General features: G+C 61.2%; 17 protein-coding genes and 1 pseudogene. 6 read left to right on the forward strand and 12 right to left on the reverse strand.

Translation table 11 applies throughout. The annotated features are described in order from the left end of the window. Nucleotides 1-57 precede the first annotated feature (57 nt). From BLW05_RS34450 to BLW05_RS34460, 3 genes are all read right to left on the reverse strand, one after another. Nucleotides 58-1,083, reverse strand: coding sequence for an OmpA family protein (locus BLW05_RS34450; protein WP_093169309.1), 1,026 nt, complete (start codon nt 1,081-1,083; stop codon nt 58-60). Nucleotides 1,084-1,095: 12 nt separating this feature from the next. Then, on the reverse strand, nt 1,096-2,694 hold the full coding sequence (locus BLW05_RS34455) for a YadA family autotransporter adhesin (RefSeq protein ID WP_093169311.1): 1,599 nt from the start codon (nt 2,692-2,694) through the stop codon (nt 1,096-1,098). A 505-nt stretch (nt 2,695-3,199) separates the two neighbouring features. Beyond that, nucleotides 3,200-4,036, reverse strand: a complete 837-nt coding sequence (locus BLW05_RS34460) for a TcpQ domain-containing protein (RefSeq protein WP_093169313.1) — start codon at nt 4,034-4,036, stop codon at nt 3,200-3,202. Nucleotides 4,037-4,411: 375 nt separating this feature from the next. On the opposite strand from BLW05_RS34460, the gene BLW05_RS34465 reads away from it, so the two are divergent. Beyond that, nucleotides 4,412-4,837, forward strand: a complete 426-nt coding sequence (locus BLW05_RS34465) for a hypothetical protein (RefSeq protein WP_093169315.1) — start codon at nt 4,412-4,414, stop codon at nt 4,835-4,837. 683 nt (nt 4,838-5,520) lie between these two features. Here the strand turns inward: BLW05_RS34465 and BLW05_RS34470 are convergent. The 4 genes from BLW05_RS34470 to BLW05_RS34490 all read right to left on the reverse strand — a co-directional run bounded on the left by BLW05_RS34470 (nt 5,521) and on the right by BLW05_RS34490 (nt 10,939). Then, nucleotides 5,521-6,966 carry a carotenoid oxygenase family protein gene (locus BLW05_RS34470; RefSeq protein ID WP_177142950.1) on the reverse strand — a complete coding sequence of 482 codons (1,446 nt, stop codon included), beginning with the start codon at nt 6,964-6,966 and terminating at the stop codon, nt 5,521-5,523. Nucleotide 6,967: 1 nt separating this feature from the next. Further along, on the reverse strand, nt 6,968-8,431 hold the full coding sequence (locus BLW05_RS34475; RefSeq protein WP_093169320.1) for a sensor histidine kinase: 1,464 nt from the start codon (nt 8,429-8,431) through the stop codon (nt 6,968-6,970). Further along, on the reverse strand, nt 8,431-9,060 hold the full coding sequence (locus BLW05_RS34480; protein WP_177142951.1) for a response regulator transcription factor: 630 nt from the start codon (nt 9,058-9,060) through the stop codon (nt 8,431-8,433). The genes BLW05_RS34475 and BLW05_RS34480 overlap by 1 nt, the downstream gene beginning before the upstream one ends. A 1,117-nt stretch (nt 9,061-10,177) precedes the next feature. Next, on the reverse strand, nt 10,178-10,939 hold the full coding sequence (locus BLW05_RS34490) for an SOS response-associated peptidase (RefSeq protein WP_093169326.1): 762 nt from the start codon (nt 10,937-10,939) through the stop codon (nt 10,178-10,180). A 623-nt stretch (nt 10,940-11,562) separates the two neighbouring features. On the opposite strand from BLW05_RS34490, the gene BLW05_RS34500 reads away from it, so the two are divergent. Next, nucleotides 11,563-12,033 carry an excisionase family DNA-binding protein gene (locus tag BLW05_RS34500; RefSeq protein ID WP_093169328.1) on the forward strand — a complete coding sequence of 157 codons (471 nt, stop codon included), beginning with the start codon at nt 11,563-11,565 and terminating at the stop codon, nt 12,031-12,033. Continuing rightward, a complete protein-coding gene (locus BLW05_RS34505; protein ID WP_093169330.1) occupies nt 12,033-12,614 on the forward strand; it encodes a PIN domain-containing protein in 582 nt (193 codons plus the stop codon). The genes BLW05_RS34500 and BLW05_RS34505 overlap by 1 nt, the downstream gene beginning before the upstream one ends. Nucleotides 12,615-12,722: 108 nt before the next feature. Here the strand turns inward: BLW05_RS34505 and BLW05_RS34510 are convergent, their stop codons facing one another. Further along, on the reverse strand, nt 12,723-12,935 hold the full coding sequence (locus BLW05_RS34510) for a hypothetical protein (RefSeq protein ID WP_093169332.1): 213 nt from the start codon (nt 12,933-12,935) through the stop codon (nt 12,723-12,725). A 511-nt stretch (nt 12,936-13,446) separates the two neighbouring features. On the opposite strand from BLW05_RS34510, the pseudogene BLW05_RS36990 reads away from it, so the two are divergent. After that, nucleotides 13,447-13,554, forward strand: a pseudogene (locus tag BLW05_RS36990) (3-deoxy-7-phosphoheptulonate synthase); the annotation flags it as partial. A gap of 182 nt (nt 13,555-13,736) precedes the next feature. Here BLW05_RS36990 and BLW05_RS34525 read toward each other — a convergent pair. Both BLW05_RS34525 and BLW05_RS34530 read right to left on the reverse strand, forming a co-directional pair. Continuing rightward, nucleotides 13,737-14,951, reverse strand: coding sequence for an alkane 1-monooxygenase (locus tag BLW05_RS34525; protein ID WP_093169334.1), 1,215 nt, complete (start codon nt 14,949-14,951; stop codon nt 13,737-13,739). Nucleotides 14,952-15,177: 226 nt separating this feature from the next. Further along, nucleotides 15,178-15,372 carry a hypothetical protein gene (locus BLW05_RS34530; RefSeq protein WP_093169336.1) on the reverse strand — a complete coding sequence of 65 codons (195 nt, stop codon included), beginning with the start codon at nt 15,370-15,372 and terminating at the stop codon, nt 15,178-15,180. A gap of 58 nt (nt 15,373-15,430) precedes the next feature. Here BLW05_RS34530 and BLW05_RS34535 point away from each other — a divergent pair, with 58 nt between their 5' ends. After that, complete coding sequence (locus BLW05_RS34535; RefSeq protein WP_143045022.1) at nt 15,431-15,721, forward strand: hypothetical protein; 291 nt, start codon at nt 15,431-15,433, stop codon at nt 15,719-15,721. 321 nt (nt 15,722-16,042) lie between these two features. On the opposite strand, the gene BLW05_RS34540 is transcribed toward BLW05_RS34535, so the two are convergent. Together BLW05_RS34540 and BLW05_RS34545 are read right to left on the reverse strand one after the other, a co-directional pair. Next, complete coding sequence (locus BLW05_RS34540; protein WP_093169340.1) at nt 16,043-16,414, reverse strand: type II toxin-antitoxin system VapC family toxin; 372 nt, start codon at nt 16,412-16,414, stop codon at nt 16,043-16,045. Then, complete coding sequence (locus BLW05_RS34545; RefSeq protein ID WP_093169342.1) at nt 16,401-16,610, reverse strand: type II toxin-antitoxin system VapB family antitoxin; 210 nt, start codon at nt 16,608-16,610, stop codon at nt 16,401-16,403. The genes BLW05_RS34540 and BLW05_RS34545 overlap by 14 nt, the downstream gene beginning before the upstream one ends. A 438-nt stretch (nt 16,611-17,048) precedes the next feature. Here BLW05_RS34545 and BLW05_RS34550 point away from each other — a divergent pair. Continuing rightward, nucleotides 17,049-17,452 (forward strand): 3-keto-5-aminohexanoate cleavage protein (locus BLW05_RS34550; protein WP_143045023.1); only part of this gene is annotated, 404 nt, incomplete at its 3' end.

The following is a 17,452-nucleotide window of genomic DNA, read 5'->3' on the forward strand; positions in this document are numbered from 1 at the left end:
GACGCAGACGAGACGACGCCTCGCCCGCGTTCCTTCCCGAGCAGATGTCGCTAACCTCTACCGCGCCGCGGGCATGATCCGGACGACGACGCGCCGATCCGGCTGCAGGCAGTCGATGAGAGCTTGCTGGGGCCTCGCGGCCCTGCAGGCGTCACCTGTCGCGGGATCGTTCGCCCCAACACCGGTTGCGGTGATGGGTAGCGTCACGCCGGCGCCCTTGAGCAGGTCCGCCACGGTGTTCGCGCGCTGCTGCGAGAGCGCGGCGTTATAGCTGGCCGTGCCCAGGCGATCCGTGTGCCCGACCACCTGCAGCCCGCCGACGCGCGGGCCATAGCCCATAACCTTGCCGGCTAGCGCGGTGACCGCCTCGCGTCCACCCGGCAGCAAACCGCCCGTGTCGGCCTGATCGAATCGGAAGAGCGTGTCCGAAGGCAGTTCGATGGTTTCCAGCGGCCGCTCGAGCTTGGAGACTTCCATGCCATTGAGCGATTTGGGTGGCCCGCAGACGGCGTCGACCTCGGCTGCCGCCTCCGACGCCAGGGCAAGCGCCTTGTCGATCTCCGGGCGGCCGTGGTTCCACCGAGCACCCCGGGTCTCTTCCATGTTCTCGTACACGGACTGCTGTGCCACCTCCAGGCAGCCTAGCCTGGGGGTTCGGCAAGCTCTCTCCTTATAGCGATTGAGGACGGCGTCGACGGTCTCGATGTCGGCGCGCCACCTCGGTCGACCGTAGCGTGCGTCCTTTGACGGGACGTACTTGCGGGAGAAGATTGGTCGCTCGGCGTCAGGGCCAGGCTCGCTGCCTGCTTGTAGCGATTCCCGGATCCGGCGCGCATTGCCCGCGGCAATCTCCGCCGTCTTGTGGGTATCTCCCTGCGAGGCTTCTGCCTGTGACAAGTCGGCCCAACATTGGGCTTTGGCTTTCCAATAGGCCGTGGTTTGCGCCGACTGCGCGTCTTCGGGCGCGACAGTCGAAATGACGGCGCCCTCGGTGGCGGTTGTGGTTTGCGCTGAGGCTGCGGTCAACCCGCAGATAAGTCCCAGCGCTGTCGCGATCAGCGACAGCTGATGTGTTCGCTTCATGGCGGGCGTGCCTCAGAAGCCGAACGTGGCGCCGATTGCGAAGCCGACCTTGGAAGGGCCTGCGCTGGTCACGCCGACCTTGGCGTTGAGCAGCACCTGGTTGCTGGCGTAGTAGTTGACGCCGGCGGCAATCGCCGCCTGACCGCCGTACTCGCCCGCGGCCATGCTGATGCTCGTGTTGCCTTCTGCGCGGGCATTGGGCACCAGTGCCGAGGAGGCCATGGCGAGCGCACCGACCCCCGCCATATCCTTCTTTGTCTTGGAATCGAGCGCCTGAATCTGACGATCTGTGTACGCGTTCGACTGCTGCACCGCCTCCTGGGTGCCCGAGCGGACGAGACCTTGCACTTGGCCGAGGTTTGCCGCATCGGTGGAGTTCACACCGGGTGCCACGTTTGTCAACTGGCGTTCGGCGCCGGGCGAGCCGAAACTGACCGTGTTGTTTCGATCCGCCACGCTTCCTGGGCCGATCGCAACGGAGTTCTCGCCGGGTGCTTGGGCACCCGGCAGGTTGTTGGAGTTGTTCCCTGTGATGTTGACACCGATGGCGTTGACGGCCTGGTTCGTCGCATTCAGCTGGCTACCGTTGACGGCATCGGTACTGGTCGCGCTCAGGCGTCCCGCGGCCACGTTGGTGACGGTGCGCTCCGCGCCTTCTGCGCCCACGCTGATGGTGCTCGTGGGGGCGGTGCCGGCGAAGGTGTAGGTAGTGGAGTTGATCGTCGCTCCGGTGGTTGCGACGGCCGCGGCCGTGGTCGAGCCTGCGCCGAGCGCGACATCGTTGGCGTTATTGGCGGTGGCTCCGGTGCCAAGCGCAATGCCGTTGGCGTGCAAGGCACGGGCGGTGTCGCCAATCGCGACGCCGCCTGCCGCACCGGTCGTTGACTTGTTGCCCATCGCGACCGATCCCTGACCGGTGGCGATCGACTCGTTGCCGATCGCCACCGCGCCGTCGGCGGCGCCGCCCGTTGCGGTTCCGTCGGCCGTCGCAATGGCGTTGAAGCCCATTGCGACAGTGCCAGTGCCGGTGGCGATGCTGGGGTCGCCGATCGCTACTGCACCCGCACCGCTCGCGCGGTTGCCGGCGCCGATCGCGACGGCCGAGCCGACGCCGGTGACGCCCTCAGCAACGGCACCGTAGCCCATAGCCACATCGCCGTCCTTGCTCGCTTGTGCGCCGGACCCTACCGCGACGGTACCGGTGCCGGTTCCCTTGGCGTTCGCACCGAAGACAACGGAGTCGTCGCCAACGGCTTCGGCGTTCAGGCCGCCGGCGATGGCGCGATCGCCGCTGGCGATTGCACCGCCACCCACGGCGATGGCATCGACGCCCTTGGCAATGGCGTCCGGCTCGGTCGAGTTCGCCTTGAAGTACTTGGTCTTCTCGTCGGTGTAGTTATAGGCGTCTCCCAGTTTGGTATCGGTGTAGTTGTTGGCGATATTGATCGATTCGTTGACCTTGCTGTCCGTGTAGCTGTTGGCGTTGTTCAACGTGTTCGACATGCCGTCGTTGAGCTGGTCGACGTTGACGGCGTCCTTGCCGTTCACGCCGTCGGCGACGGTGACGGTGCCGGGGCTTTCAGACGTGCCGCCGTTGTTGTAGCGGACCATGTTGGGATCTGCTGAGCCGCTGCTGGAGTGACTGTCCATGAGGGCCTGCAGTTCAGCGGTCGTCGCGGCGTAGCCGACTGCGTATGAACCCGTGGGGCATTGAGTTGAAGTGTCAGCGCCTGCGATGAATCCGAGCCGTCCCGTCGTGATGCCGGCTCCGCCGTTCTCGCCACCTTGGTCCCACCCGAGCGCGGTGGATTCCAGTGGTGATCCTGTCGAGGCTCCGGGGGCACCAGTCCCCAGGTTTTGGCACATCAAGACTCCGGCGTGAGACGCAGGCGCTGCGACGATGAAGAATGCAGCCGAGGCCGCTGATAGGATGGTTTTCTTGTGGTTGAAGTTTGCTTTCATGAGCGAGGGTTCCCTTGTGTGTGACAGCAATGAATCTTTTATTTGGGTCTTGTTGTTCTGAGCGTTATCGGGTGATCGGTGACATGAGGTGCGTGGAGGTCTCCTTTCTCGCGGTGTGGGTCGACGAAGGTGCTGAGAGGTGCTAGCGGATTTCTTAGAGATCGAAAACGCGCAGAACCGGGCGGCCGCCCGACTGACCGAACGTCATGCCCAAAGGCGCATCGAGGCGGCCGAATGATCCGGCGAGTTGCATCAATGCTTCGCGGAAGGTGCCGGTGTATCGGATGGTCTTGACCGCGTCCGTGATTTGGTAGTCGTGCGTCGAAGCCCACTCGACCTGGTGACCGCTTTGACGAGCCCATATCTCGATGACCGAGCGAAGGGATGGGCTGTCGCCGACAAGCCACGTGGCGGGCATGACGCCAGCTGACTTGCGAGCTGCGGCATCCCACGTCGGGGCAGGCATCACTTTGGTGGACGCGCTTGCGGATGTCGTCGGTGGCGGCAGAGGCTTTGTTGCCGGCGGTGGCGAAGCCGTTTGCCGCGAAGGAGGGCTTTGAGGCGGCGCGACCGATGCCACCGCAGGTGTCGCCCTCTTCGTCGTGATCGAGAGGAAGTAGGGAGGCTTGAAGACTGCGGATACTTCGACATCTGACCGGTAGGCGGCGTAGGTCTTCAGCGCAGCCGTGATCGCCTGCTCGGCAGTCGCTCCTGTCGTGGCCCTCGCTTCGGGTGTCAGTGGGAGATCAAGATATGCCTCTTCGCGCAGGCTCCTGGTCGTGACGCGGCGGCCGTCGACCACGACCGCGAAACCATCTGTTTGGGCCCAGCGGACGAGTACAGGCACCAGCGAAGTGTCCGACGCACTGACCATGAAGGGCATCAACGTGCCGCCGGAAACAGGCGGAGAGCCGACGGCAATGGCCGAGTTCGAACAAGTGCCAAGGGCGACGTTAAGTACCACGGCGATCAACCGTCGGTGTGTTTTCATGCAACAACTCCTATGTAGATGATTAGCGTCGGGCTATGCCGTGGGAGGTAAGGGTTCGGCCGCGCGATCCGGGAGAGGAGGTGGCAAAGATCTTTCCCCCCGATCTACCGCCTGGAAATAGGCGATCAATGGTTGAATCGTTTGGACTCGCGGGTTGTCGCGGTCGCCATATACCAATTTGCGCGGCAAAGTCTTGGCGACGCCTGCATCGCTCGCGATCTGCTCCCAGCGAGACGGCCCGACAGCGCGCAATCGGTCAATCAGGGCATGAAGAATGCTGCTCATTCGTGGGAAGTCTACCCATAAATGGGTTGATGTCAACCCAATCATGGGTATTCGCAACAGTAGAGTCCGTCGAATGGAAGTCGGCAGCACATGAGTTCCTCTCAACCGATACGGGAAATCCTCGGGAAGAATCTCGCGACTCTGATGGCGGAGAGCGAGGCATATGGCAGCGCTCCTGCAGTGGAGCGGGCGACTGAGAAGCTCGGCCTGAAAGTCGGCCGCAGTACTGTTGATCGGGCAAAAGCCGGCGCCAATCCACTGAACGTGGACTACGTCGCCATACTGGCCCGGTTGTTCAAGAAAAAGCCTTGGCAATTGCTCCACCCCACAATGGGCGACGGTACCGACGACGCTCCGTCCATAGAGCAAGCCCTGACAGTGCTTGCGCATGCGTTGAACAACTTGCCTGAGGAACGTCGGAAGCAGGTTGTCGAACGACTCGATACTCTCGCGCTCGCGCCAGACAGCTACAAGGTTCGCGAAGCTCTTGTCGCCATGTTGCACACAGATACCTAACGAACGCAGCAAACTGCTGGAAGCTGCTCGGCGCGGAACCGCCTGTTTTCAAAGGCTTGAAGGCGCTGGCTTCATGTGTGGTGGGAGTTCGCATCTGCAGGTCTCGATCTAACTAGAAAGCTGGGCTGGATTGATCTCGAAGCCGCTTAGGCGCATTCATTCGTTTGCTCTCCATGCCGACGCTATTCAATCAGGCATTGCTGCACGAAGCGAGATGTAGAACTTCATGACTTCGGTGCCTCTGCCGAAGGCTCTCGACACAACAATCACGAACCGGGTGTGGGGTGCAACAAAACGCCGTCTTTGAGGTCATGACGGCAATCTGTTGCCCCCGCTAGGGACAGAAGCGGAGGTGGCCGGGCCATGTGCGCCGAATGATGAAATGCACTTCACTCATGGCGCAGCGAGAGGGCACCGGACGTAGCTCGGAACTCAGCCTGACCAAGAGGCCCAACCTAATCGTCGGCTTGTTTGCGTCAACCGATCAGTAGCCCGGCCTGACAGTGCGACGTTCCGTCAGTCCGCAGGTGCTCAGGTGTGCGAGTGCTCAGGTGCGCGGGTGGGCGCGAGCTAGGCGCCGAGTGCTCCAACTCGCTCGACGATCAGGAAACCATTGGGCTACTCCGTCGGGGCCCGAGCCTCAACGCTTGAAATGCGATGAGAGAGGGCCGGCGCGCTTCGAATCAGCGGCTGTGCGCGTGATGGAAGTGACCATGAAGTCCGAATGGGAGGGCATACGGTAGTCCCGCCACTCCTACCGGTCCAGCGGACAGATTGCTGGCTTCGAATATGGTTAGCTCAGTCCTTCTCGAACTCAGGTTGAGAACAACTCCGATAACCCACTCGGCACCACGCCCGGGAGCACCTGCAAAGACGTGCTCTTCGACCACGTAACCGTCCCCAAAGCAGAATGAATTCATATGTCGATCATCGACGTCGAACATGCATACCGCATCCCATCCCGGAAGGTTGGCAGGGCGAGACAATGTTCTTTCCAAGCAGAGTACCTTCCTGTATCTAGATCCGACGACGGCCGGGTCGACCACCGGGAACTCGGCTTCGAGTGCATCAACGAGCTCCAAGCTTGCGCCTCCGTTTGCACGAATTTCGGCAAGTGTCATGACGGCGCCTTTGGCGTGGCTGTATTCGCCGGCCATCATGGTCCAGCCGCTAAACATTGACGTAGGATTCTGCGCGCCCATGAAGTCGAGGCGGATGGTGCCTAAGGAGTCTTCCCATGCATTCCCGATGTGAAATCCCGCCATCGGTGGAAGTTCGTGCCATTTACAAGTCCACGTATCTTTTCGAACGACTAGAACGCGCGTGCCCAAGTTTGGTCTCCATGCGCTGGCTCGCGCGAACGCATGTCCGGACCGCAAGCGTTCAGTGTCGAATTCCATTGGCGGCATCAGAAATACCATATGCCTCGCTGTGACAGCAAAGTCATGAATCGGCGGCAGCTTCTCCACATTGAACCGCTTGAACGCTTCAACTTGCCCTCGGTTGGAGATCTTGAAGATGGTCAGGACCCCGTTGATCGGATCGGATCCGAAGTTCCACATCGTTCCTGATGAATCGATCTTCGGATGCGCTGAGAAGGGGCGAACGAGCTCACCCGCCCTCCAGTCCTTGACTCCGATCGTCTGCAACGTCTTCGGATCGAGGGCATAGGCGGAACCGGCCTCCCAAAGAGCTAGAAGTTCGTTGTTGAACATCGTGACGCTGATGTTGGCCACGTTCATCTCGTCGACGTCAGTATTGAGAGCGTTCATGCCCAACACGGGGGTAGCAAAAGTGCTGGTGAGCAACGCGTCTGCAGCTGATTCATTCAGGTGCTTCTTCGTCGACACATAGCGACCCATGTGCCGAATTCCGTCATCGCCAATTCGAAATGCTTGAACCATGCCGTCGGCGTCCCATTTGTGCGAATAGCGCGCAACGCCGCGCTCGTGACGGGCTGGACCATTCCGATAAAACACGCCGCGAAGCGAGGGCGGAATGCTGCCTGAGAGCAGTTGGAGTGGCCCTGATTCCAGATATTCCACGTCCAGCGATTCGAGGCCCGCGGTCCACGCCTTTCCTCTGTTCGCGCGAAACGCCCGTTGCAGGTTGCCGTTGAGCCAATCCACCCTAGTCCTTTCTTGATCGTCCCGGTGTGTCAAGCAATGGGGTAGCGCCCTCACGTGCGGGAATGTTCACTCGAAAAACGGAGCCTCTGCCTGGCGCGCTGTTGATGGAAATCGCGTACCCGAGAGCGTCGACGAACCTCTTTACGACAGCGAGGCCAAGTCCCACCCCCCGTGTACCGCGCACCTTGCTCGTTGGATCTTGATGGAATGCTTCGAAGATTCGGTCGCGTTCATCCGCCCTGATACCTTTACCCTGATCCCAGACCTCGATTGTTGCTCCTTGGCCCCTCGGGCGCGCCGCAACCAGCACGCGACCACGCGTGAACTTCAGCGCATTCGAAACCAGGTTCTCCATGATGCGTTGGAGCATGGCAGCATCAGTTGTGATTCTCATCTTCGTCACCCGGACTCTCAGATCCACCTCGCGTGAGAAGGCTACGTCTTCAAAATGAAGCGCGAGCTTTTGAAAGATGCGCTGCAACTCCACCTGATCGACCTGCGGCTTTGTATCGATGGTTTCCATCCGCGCGAACTCCAGAACTTGAGAGAGCTCCTGCTCCAAGTCCTCAACTTCGTCCGAAACCCGCTGGAGGGAGTCCCGCGACCGGTCATCGGGTTTGAGGCTGACGATCGTGGACAGAACCATCGCTTTCATCGCGAACAATCGCTGCCGAATATCATGGCTCGCTTGCGCGAAGAAGCTGGATCGCCTTTGCAGGGTTGCGAACATCTCGTCTTTCATCGCCTCAAGATCGCTATTGGACCGTTTGAGCTCGGCCATCAGCAGGTCAATTTGGTCAGATCGTGCGAGATGAGGCCTGACCTGAATGACCGGGACATACACGGCCAGCCAGAGGACAACCGCTACGCAGGCCCCGATCGAAAGGGCTTGCGTCCAAGGAATGGCGCTGCTTTCAACTAGACGGAAAAGGATCGCCCCCCAGATGACGAATAGCTGCGAGGCCGCTGCAGCCGGCGCAGCGGGCCACATCCCGATCATTGCGATTCCAAGAGCGAGGAGCCCTGTAAACAGCACGACGACCGTTGGACTCAGTTGAGGGCCAACGAACAGTAGGATCGACCAAACCCAAAATGCCGTCGACATTGAGATCATTGCGAGCGGGATCAATCGCAACATGACAGACTTCGCGAGGTCAGAGGGCGGAACGCGGAAGACTTGGTAGTACATCCCGAGTCGAAAGAGCCAAGTCGAGATGGCCACCGTGAGCCACACGTTCAGCGTGGACCTGGTGGCAACGCCGTCAACGAGGGCGCTGTAGAACAGCGTCGGAACAGTGACCACATAGGCCACTTGATTTGCCAGGAACTGGTTCAGCGCAAGTTTGCGATGCCCGGTCGTGACCTCAATGAGGAGCTTCTTGCCTCGGACCTCGCCGCCTACAACCGAGTTTGTCTCTGCGATCTCGCCTTCAGTGAAAGGATGCTGGTCGCTGAATCTCTCCATCACGCCTCGTTACTGTTAATACAGAGGAAGCCCATCCCGATCGCCTTCGCTACTGCATGGGTCCTAGAGTGAGCGCCCAAAGCTGCAACGGCGTTGCTGACGAGATTGTTCACCGTGCCAACGGAAAGACACATGGCGCTAGAGATCTGCTTGGACCCCAGACCTTGGCGCACGAAGTCCAAGGCCTCGAGCTGCCTCTTGGTCAGTCGAATGGCGTCAAGTCGATTCGCAACCGTGTAGTTCACGGTATTGAAGACGCGCTCGCCAGCGAACATTCTGATCAAGCTGTCATGCACCTCCTTGGTCGAAGACTTAAGCAGGTAGCCGAGGAATCCCATATTCTGAACTTCGCCCGAAAAGTCGACTTGCTTTGAACCGGTGAAGATGCAGCAGACGGGCGCCAGTCCGCGTTGGCGAACTCCTTTCGCCAAGGAGAGCCCATAGGCTCCTGGGACATCCAGATCGAGCAGAATCCGATGCCAGCATTTCGTTTTGTCGTCGAGGGCCGCTAACGCGTCGTCTGCTGTCCTCCGAACCGTTGTCGAGATCCCGGTGAATGCTCGTGATATAAGCTCTGTGATGGCATCGGCCACAAATTGTTCATCTTCGATGATCAGGACATCCTTCATTTCTGTCGCGTTCAAGTTGAAAGATGGCGTACTCATTGAGCAAAGAGTCTGCCCTGCAAAACTGATCGAATTCGTCGCTTGACGCGAAGAAGACTTGAATCGTCACGACGCCGGTCTCGTTGGGGCCGTGAGCAACCTGCTGCCGGCGCTCGACGTGTACGCCAGAGGGCGTTCGTTGGAACAAAAAAGATAGCTTGCCGTCCCAACTGGTCACCGGCCGCTCGGCGGGAGGCTTCAGGCCTTGACGGCACTTAGAACTCGGTCTCTCCTGCATAGTCAGTCCGCGTCGCATGGCCGCACTTGTCACATCTGATCGAGTCGAGAACGTCGGCTGCAGGTGTTTCCGCCCATGTGCGGGCCTGCTCGTTCGCGCACCGGGCGCACTCCGACAGCGTGAACGCAAAGAGCTTTGAGCATTCGTGACAGCGCATCGAATCTAGACTGTCGGAGTCGATGACTTCGAGACAATCTATGTGCGCGTGGTCGCAGAAATGGCATTTGATAGCTAAGGGGTTCACAGACATTCAGGTGTGAAGCAAGCTCGATCTTGAAGTAGAGCTATGGCTGCGAACGCGCCTTGCTTTCCATCGAGTCGGCTTTCAACGAACTCCCGTCTATCGCGGCGGCAGGCGTTCCGCGGCGACCACGAGCGGTGAGCGCCGCGTCGAAGGCCAAACAGGCAATCTCATTCGCGTTCATGTGGGTTGTGTCCACAGACGAGGCCGCCACTTGCCAACTAACGGCGTCTAGCTTCTCACGCCCAGAGCCGACGTTCTGAAGATTCAAATGAGGATATTCGTGTGAATGGGGCATGCGATTCGCGGGTGTTGTTCTCGGGATAGGCGAATCGCACGTTATGAATGCCGGTGCGTGCGGACAATCAGATTCGTCTGAAAGATCTCAGGAGAAGTGGGTCTTCCAAATCGAGCGCTGCCCAGTGGACCATGAGCCTGAACAGGCCATCCGGGACCGTGTATCCCAGGGAAGATGTGCGTGGCGCGGCCGCGACCGTTTGCTGCTCGGCGGCGGAACGCTATCCAATGCTCGGTGAGCCTGACTGATCGGGCTGTCTACGTGCGTGCCGATCGCGCTCGGGCGGACAGCGGCTCAGTGCACCTCAGAATAGGTCTGGATTCGGCTCTGGCTGAACGGACGTACGCGGCCTCAACGTCGGCTTGCTTTCCTTCGGTGGTGGCGGCTCGGGTGTCATGACGAGCTGCTCCGCGGGGAACTGGCGAATGAACTCCATGGAGTGCTCCGCTGGCGCATCGAGCCAGTCGTTGTAGCGCGATGGGGGCAGGATCACGACCATACGCTTGTCCTGCATGTGTGGTGGCCTGGTTGGATCGGGCCGGTGCATCAGCTTGAAGAGGGGGTGGTCGTCGGCGTTGATGGTGAGCATCGCGAAGCTCAGATCCCACTTGTTGGTCGCGGGGTTCCTCCATGGCGACCAGATTCCGGCGACGCCAAGCATTTCGCCGTCCGAATGTGCGAAGCGGGTTGGGATGTTGTTGCCGCTGCGCCAGTCGGGTTCGTAGATCGCTTCGCACGGCACGATGCAATGGCGTGCCTTGGCCCATGCGGATTTGAAGCTAGGAAGCTCGGCGACTGTTTCCGACCTCGCGTTGTACGTCTTGGTGCCGAAGCGGATGTCTTTGGCAAAACCGGGCAGCAGGCCGAAGTGCGCATCGGGGATCTCGAAGTCCGGCACGGCCTCGTCGCCTGAGTCGCGCTCGGGCGGCCTGCGGATCATCGGGGCTAGGTATGTGGGCCAGATGTGCAGCCCTCCTGGAGGCGGCTCCCAGTTCGGCGGCAGCTGAATGCCGAAGTGCTTTTCGAGCTGGCGGCGGCGTTTCTCAGCTTGATAGTGGCTGCACATATCGGTTCATTTTCCGAGGGGTGCCTGCTCGCGTGCAATCGGGGCTAGCCACTCGATGGCCGCCTGCGCCGGCGGCAGCTCGCGTAGCTGCTCGTTTTGCCAAAGTGCCAAAGGTCGCCGGCCAGGTCATCCAGCTGCTCTGGGTCCACCGTGCGCCAGCGGCGCTGGAGCTCGTGGGCGCAGATGGCGATCCAGTCTTCCCGTTGCATGGATGCATAATAGTCAAACACTGTAAAAATATCCAGTATTCGAACTATGCGCGTCAGGGTGGAACTTCGCCGCAGCGGCGGCCATTTCATCCCGCGCTTTCGCCCACAAACGTGGTTCGTTCATTGGACGCGCAAGCGACCACTACCCATCGCGTCGGACGACGAGGGCGCGAAACATCCAGCCAGGGGCGCCTCAGAATTCGTTGCCACTCAAAGTCGCGGAACGGCGAGCAAGCGCCATAGCTTGTGCCGCCGCGGGACCGCGCTGTGCTCGGCCCGGCGGAAAAAAGCCACACCAGACAAGTGCATTAAGTGAATGAGCGTGCACTTATTGCATTTGCTGAAGTAAAGTATCGAAGGCCGCTTGCGGTCGCGTGCCGAGGGTGGTCCCCGGCAAACACAAGGAGAACAGTCATGGCTACCCTGGAACGCACGAGGCGCCAGCAGCCCGCGGAGATGACCCCCGAAGAGTTGGAGATGGCGCGTACGGCGCAGCGCTGCATTGGTGAGGCGCTGGATCGGTCGCGAGCCGCCAGCATCCTGCTGACCAGCGAGGAGGGAGATCTGCCGCCCGTGCAACTGCCGACCAAGGCGCTGCGGCTGATCGGCGAGGTGCTGGGCGCGCTGAGTGAGCGCCAGGCGGTGACCGTGATCTCCGACAAGCGGGAGATGACGACGGTAGAGGCGGCCAACTTCCTCAACGTCTCGCGGCCGTTCGTGATTCGCGCGATCGAAGCCAATCGCCTGCCGCACCGCATGGTCGGCACTCACCGACGCATCCTCTTTGAAGACTTGGTGGCGTTCCGCGCGCAGATGCGTGAAAAGCAGAAAGCAGCGCTGCAGCGGCTTTCTGACAACGCCAACGAACTGGGCCTGGACTACTGATGGCGGGGCACGCACGGTACACAGCCATCCTGGACGCCTGCGTGCTGTATCCCGTCAGTGTGGCCGATGCATTGATGAGCATCGCCATTGCGGGCCTGTATGCGCCGAAATGGACGACCGAGATTGAGTTGGAATGGATCCGAAACCTTGAAACCGCACGACCGGATCTTGTCGGTCGCCTCGACTACCGCCGCGACAACATGCGCGACGCAATTCCCGATTGGGAGGTTCCGGAGTTCGCTTGGCGTCCGCTCGCGATTGGCCTGAAGCTTCCAGATGCGGGCGATGTGCACGTGCTCGCCGCCGCGATCGCTGGTCACGCCGACTGCATTGTGACGGCCAACCTCAAGGACTTTCCGGCGGACGTTCTGGCCGCGCATGGCCTGACCGCGATCCACCCGGATGACTTCCTGATCGCGCAGCTCGATCTCGATGAAATCACCGCGCTGACGGCCTTCAAGGAGATGCGCGCACGATCGAAGCGACCGCCCGTTACGCCCGATGAGTTCGCGGACATTCTTGCGCGCAACGGGCTCGCAGCCACCGCGGAGCGCCTAAGAGATGCCGCGGCACTGCTGTAACTAAAGCCTGGTGCCAGGAAGCCTTCGCGGTACTTTTTCGAAAAAGGGGTAGTACCTTTCGAGCGGATCGGCCTCCTTCGCAGGCATGGTTGTTCGGTCCTCGAACCGCTATTGCCGCGAGGCGCGGGCAGGTTCGAGCTGACGCCGCGATGCACGCTTGGCCGGCTTGCGGGGACCGAAGTCCAGGAGCGGCAGCGGCGGGGCAGGCTCGACGGCCGGCACCTCCAGGACCTTCTGCATGCCCGATGAGAAGTCGAGGCAAACTTGCTGGAACTCGGCGATCGCGCCGAGGACTTCGCGGCGAGCGGCTTTGTGCTTCATGAGTCGTTCAGTGTGCGCGCTTTTGCCAGGGCGCGCCTCAACTGGCGCCAGCCGAGCAGCATGAAATGGAACAGCATGGCGCTCCCTATCAACTCTTCTTGTGAGAACGGGAAATCTTTGCCGCTTCAGCTTTCGCTGGCTAGCCGGGCGGACTGGTTCTCGTGCGCGGCTTGCTGGCGGCTGCTGCGCTGCGCCCCTTGAGTGAATCGATCAGGCGCTGACGGGCCTAGTCGAAGGTCGTCGAGACCGGCATGCGCCGTCCCGATCGTCAGGACGACTTGAACAGATAGTTGCGCACCTTCTCGGCTGAGTTGCCGACAGCTTGAGAGCACTGGTGTACCGCCGGCTGCCGCGATAACTGTCCTCGCCGATGCCGTCGAAGACGACATCGAACCCCCAGGCACGACGCGCGTGAAGTCTTCGCCCTGGTAGTCGATCGGCGTGGCGCCGAGTTCGCTGATGAGCGGTGCATGCCGACCATGCGCAGCGCCCCACAGCTCCACGCCGGCGTCCAGTCATCAAGGGCGGGCGCATCGCAGGGCAGTTTGCCAAGCCGCGGTCTTCAGATACCGAGATCGTGCAAGGCGTGACGCCACCGTCATACCGCGGCGACATCATCACGGCGCCGAATTTAGTGCGAATACGCCCTGTTCAAAGCGGTGCCACATCCATCCAAGCCAGGAGGGTCGGTCCGTGCTGCCAGGCGACCTGCGCAGGCACGTCAGTCGCTCGCAAAGCCAAGGAGAAAAGCCGGGGAGCCGAAGCAGCGGTCCAAGTGAGCCTCTCCGCCGACGCAACAACTCAAGCCTGCACACTTCCGCTCGCTTCCCCCGCGCCGGCGTACCTGGCAAAAATCCTCGCGCGGCGTTCCGGATCTTGGTCGATGTTGACGCGCGCCAGGTTGCCATTCACATGCGGCAGTGCCAGCAGCCGCGGGTCCATCACGCGGAACCATAGCGCGGGAACATACGAGAGCGGGAACATGCCGAAGTAGCCGCTCGGCAGCTGCGGAAGATCCTCGAAGTGCCGCAGCGACTGGTAGCGGCGCGACGGGTACGCATGGTGGTCCGAGTGCCGCTGCAGGTGGAACAACGCAAGGTTGGTGACCAGGTGGTTGGTGTTCCACGAATGGTGCGGCTGCGGCGTTTCGTACTTGCCATTCGGCAGTCGCTCGCGCAGCAGGCCATAGTGCTCGACATAGTTCGCCGACGTGAGCTGCCACCATGCCACCATGTTGTGCACGATCAGGAAGGGCACCATCACCCATCCGAAAGCGATGGTCAGCGAGATCTGCAACACCGCCGTCACGGCATAGCTCTGGAGCATGGTGTTGTGCACGCTCCAGACCGACCTGTGCTGCTGGGCGAGGCGCTCGGCTTCCAATGACCATGCGCGGCGGATGCCACCCGGCAGCTCCCGGCACGCGAAGCGATAGATGCTCTCGCCCATACGTGCGCTCGCGTGGTCCTCGGGCGTCGATACCGAGCGATGGTGCCCGCGACCGTGCTCGACGGTGAAGTGCCCGTAGGCCGGCACCGCCAGGACGAGGCGCGCCAGCCATTGTTCGACTGCGGTGTACTTGTGTCCAAGTTCGTGCCCGGTGTTTATGCCGAGCCCCGAATCGGTGCCCGCCACATAGGCGAGCATCAGGACCGCCCACCAAGATAGGTTCTGCGTTCCCACCCACCAGGCGCAACCCACGAGCGCAACGAAGTGAAGCGGCACCGTGAGCCACGTGAGCCAGCGGTAGTAGCGCTCCTGCTCGAGCTGCGGCACGACGGCCTCCGGCGGATTGTTCTGGTCCTCCCCGATCAGCAAGTCCAGCAGTGGCATCAGGCCGTAGCTGATCAGCAAAGGCAAGCCCAAGGCAATCTCGTGGCCGGTGGCGGCGTGCAAAGCAATGCCGGTGAACGGCAACAGCGGGTAGACCACCGACAGCAGCCACCACCAGCGCTTCCTGTCGCGGTACTCGACCCGCTGGCCGTCGGGACCGACGGAAAGATACAGCTTGGTCATGCTGTGGCACCTCGGAGAAACCTCGACATTCTTCGCCCAAGCGCCCCTGATGGCAATCCTTCGCCTTCGCGGGACCGGGCGGCCTGCGGATCATCGGGGCCAGGTATGTGGGCCAGATGTGCAGCCCTCCTGGAGGCGGCTACCAGTTCGGCGGCAGCTGAATGCCGAAGTGCCTTTCGAGCTGGCGGCGGCGTTTCTCAGCTTGATAGTGGCTGCACATATCGGTTCATTTTCCGAGGGGTGCCTGCTCGCGTGCAATCGGGGACAGCCACGCGATGGCCGCCTGCGCCGGCGGCAGCTCGCGTAGCTGCTCGTTTTGCCAAAGGTCGCCGGCCAGGTCATCCAGCTGCTCTGGGTCCACCGTGCGCCAGCGGCGCTGGAGCTCGTGGGCGCAGATGGCGATCCAGTCTTCGCGTTGCATGGATGCATAATAGTCAAACACTGTAAAAATATCCAGTAGTCGAACTATGCGCGTCAGGGTGGAGCTTCGCCGCAGCGGCGGCCATTTCATCCCGCGCTATCGGCCGCAGACGGGATTCACCGGCCAGTTGGTGAGCGAGCGTCGCAAGGTGCAGGATCGGGAGATCCGTTGCTTGCGCGTACTTTGCGAGCCGCTCCAAGGCTATCCGAATGAGTCCGTGGTCGGGCCGGTGCTGTACGACGTGAGAATCGGTGACGTGATGCTCAGCTCGGACGGGCTCGAGCTGATCGGCTTTGAGGTGGTGGACGGTGCGATCCACCTGCAGGAGTGGGATGTGTTTTTTCTCTGAGGACTTGGACTACCGCGACATGGATCGGCTGCGGTTCGTTGAGCAGAGTCGGCGAGCCCGATGAACGTGCTCAAGTCTCGAGAGGAAAAGCCGCCCCCCGATGGAGGGGCGGCTAAGTTCGCACGTGGTCCTGGCACACCCTCGAATGTTGCGACCGACCTGCTTCAAATGCTCGAGCGATCGCAGGCGCTGGCGGATCGCATCTTCGAGAACTTGGGGATGGCGGACGCCGCGGCCTCAGCCGCCGTGGCTATGCGTTTCGAGCAAGGCCAGGACGTCCGGGCGCTCATTTCACGCCTTGCCGTGTCGACCGCGTGGGCTTCAATGTGTGCTACGTGCAGCAAGGTCCAACTTGAACGCCACCTGGAGAAGGCGCCGATCCCGTGTCCAGAGCCTGCAGTCAACGGCAAGACGGGTCGCGGCAAGCAGGTGCAGATCGACATATCCGATCCCCATGCCGAACAGCCGCTCGTTGTCGAGGAACGCCATCACCTCACCATGGCTCGCCAAAGGGATCTCCGGCAAGGCCTGCAGCGCGTCCACCGTTTGCTTGCGCTGATTCAGGCTGCCGAGGGCAATTTCCGCGACGATGTACGGGTGCATGAGGACTTCACCATCTTCAAGCAGCCTCTGCAGTTCTGCATCCCCACGGGCGAGATGGTCGATCCAAACCGAGGTATCAACGAGGATCATCTACGGGCTCTGCGCGCCGTCGCGGCGGGACGCGCAAACCAGGCTCACTGCCTCCCAAGCGCGCAAGACGTCTTGCAGCTTCGCGCTGGACAAGCGTCTTAAGCGCTTGCTGAATCAAAGCGGAATTCTCCTGGATGCCCGTGTATGTCCGGGCTTGTGAGAGCAATTCGTCGTCCAAGGTTACGGTGGTGCGCATCTCGTTCTCCGGCTGCGATCAATTGTAGCATCAATTGATGCATGTTTTGAAGCATGGCGGGGACGCGCAAGCCGTCGTCGCGAACGGAGCGCCCCAAGCTATGACAGGTCGAGACTGGTTGCGGTCAGTCGATGCGATCCGCCTCCACGGCCGCTGAAAACCTGATAGCGGAAATTCGTCGTGGTGGTTAGACACGCCTTGATACGCACCATTCGAGGGGAGCGTCGATGCAGCGCCTCGCTGGTGTTCTCGACTTTGTGAAGGTCCTCGCGGCATTCAAGTTCGATGCTCCCTTGCGTTTCTGGAGTCGCCGATCTGAACGCTGTCGTCAAACGACAAGTGAAAGGCACAAAAGGTCAAGAGGGGCCGTGTCGACGCTCAGAAGATCTGGTTGTCGAAACATTCAGCATCAGTATTCCCGCATGAGGACTCGTCAGCATGAACTTCCTTGACGGACACCTGTACCCCGAGAACCAGCAGCCCCTGATCATCACCGCCGCGCCCTATGCGCCGGGCTGGATCCCCTCGGACTTCCCGGAAGACATTCCGATCACCATGGAAGAGCAGATCCAGAAGGCGGTGGATTGCTACGAGGCCGGCGCCACCGTGCTGCACCTGCATGTGCGCGAACCCGACGGCAAGGGCAGCAAGCGGCTGTCGATGTTCAACGAGTTGATCGCCGGGGTGCGCGCCCGTGTGCCGGAAATGATCATCCAGGTGGGCGGCTCCATCAGCTTCGCGCCTGAAGAAGGGCAAGCGGCCAAGTGGCTGAGCGATGACACGCGGCACATGCTGGCCGAGCTCGACCCCAAGCCCGACCAGGTGACGGTGACCGTCAACAC

Source organism: Variovorax sp. YR216 (genome assembly GCF_900107745.1).
GTDB lineage: Bacteria > Pseudomonadota > Gammaproteobacteria > Burkholderiales > Burkholderiaceae_C > Variovorax.

Coding starts and splice junctions, on each gene's coding strand:
- BLW05_RS34475 (WP_093169320.1), bottom strand. CDS start 8,431: ATGGAGAGATTCAGCGACCAGCATCCTTTCACTGAAGGCGAGATCGCA.
- BLW05_RS34465 (WP_093169315.1), top strand. CDS start 4,412: ATGAGTTCCTCTCAACCGATACGGGAAATCCTCGGGAAGAATCTCGCG.
- BLW05_RS34530 (WP_093169336.1), bottom strand. CDS start 15,372: ATGCAACGCGAAGACTGGATCGCCATCTGCGCCCACGAGCTCCAGCGC.
- BLW05_RS34545 (WP_093169342.1), bottom strand. CDS start 16,610: ATGCGCACCACCGTAACCTTGGACGACGAATTGCTCTCACAAGCCCGG.
- BLW05_RS34510 (WP_093169332.1), bottom strand. CDS start 12,935: ATGAAGCACAAAGCCGCTCGCCGCGAAGTCCTCGGCGCGATCGCCGAG.
- BLW05_RS34525 (WP_093169334.1), bottom strand. CDS start 14,951: ATGACCAAGCTGTATCTTTCCGTCGGTCCCGACGGCCAGCGGGTCGAG.
- BLW05_RS34540 (WP_093169340.1), bottom strand. CDS start 16,414: ATGATCCTCGTTGATACCTCGGTTTGGATCGACCATCTCGCCCGTGGG.
- BLW05_RS34450 (WP_093169309.1), bottom strand. CDS start 1,083: ATGAAGCGAACACATCAGCTGTCGCTGATCGCGACAGCGCTGGGACTT.
- BLW05_RS34505 (WP_093169330.1), top strand. CDS start 12,033: ATGGCGGGGCACGCACGGTACACAGCCATCCTGGACGCCTGCGTGCTG.
- BLW05_RS34455 (WP_093169311.1), bottom strand. CDS start 2,694: ATGGTCCGCTACAACAACGGCGGCACGTCTGAAAGCCCCGGCACCGTC.
- BLW05_RS34480 (WP_177142951.1), bottom strand. CDS start 9,060: ATGAAGGATGTCCTGATCATCGAAGATGAACAATTTGTGGCCGATGCC.
- BLW05_RS34460 (WP_093169313.1), bottom strand. CDS start 4,036: ATGAAAACACACCGACGGTTGATCGCCGTGGTACTTAACGTCGCCCTT.
- BLW05_RS34490 (WP_093169326.1), bottom strand. CDS start 10,939: ATGTGCAGCCACTATCAAGCTGAGAAACGCCGCCGCCAGCTCGAAAAG.
- BLW05_RS34500 (WP_093169328.1), top strand. CDS start 11,563: ATGGCTACCCTGGAACGCACGAGGCGCCAGCAGCCCGCGGAGATGACC.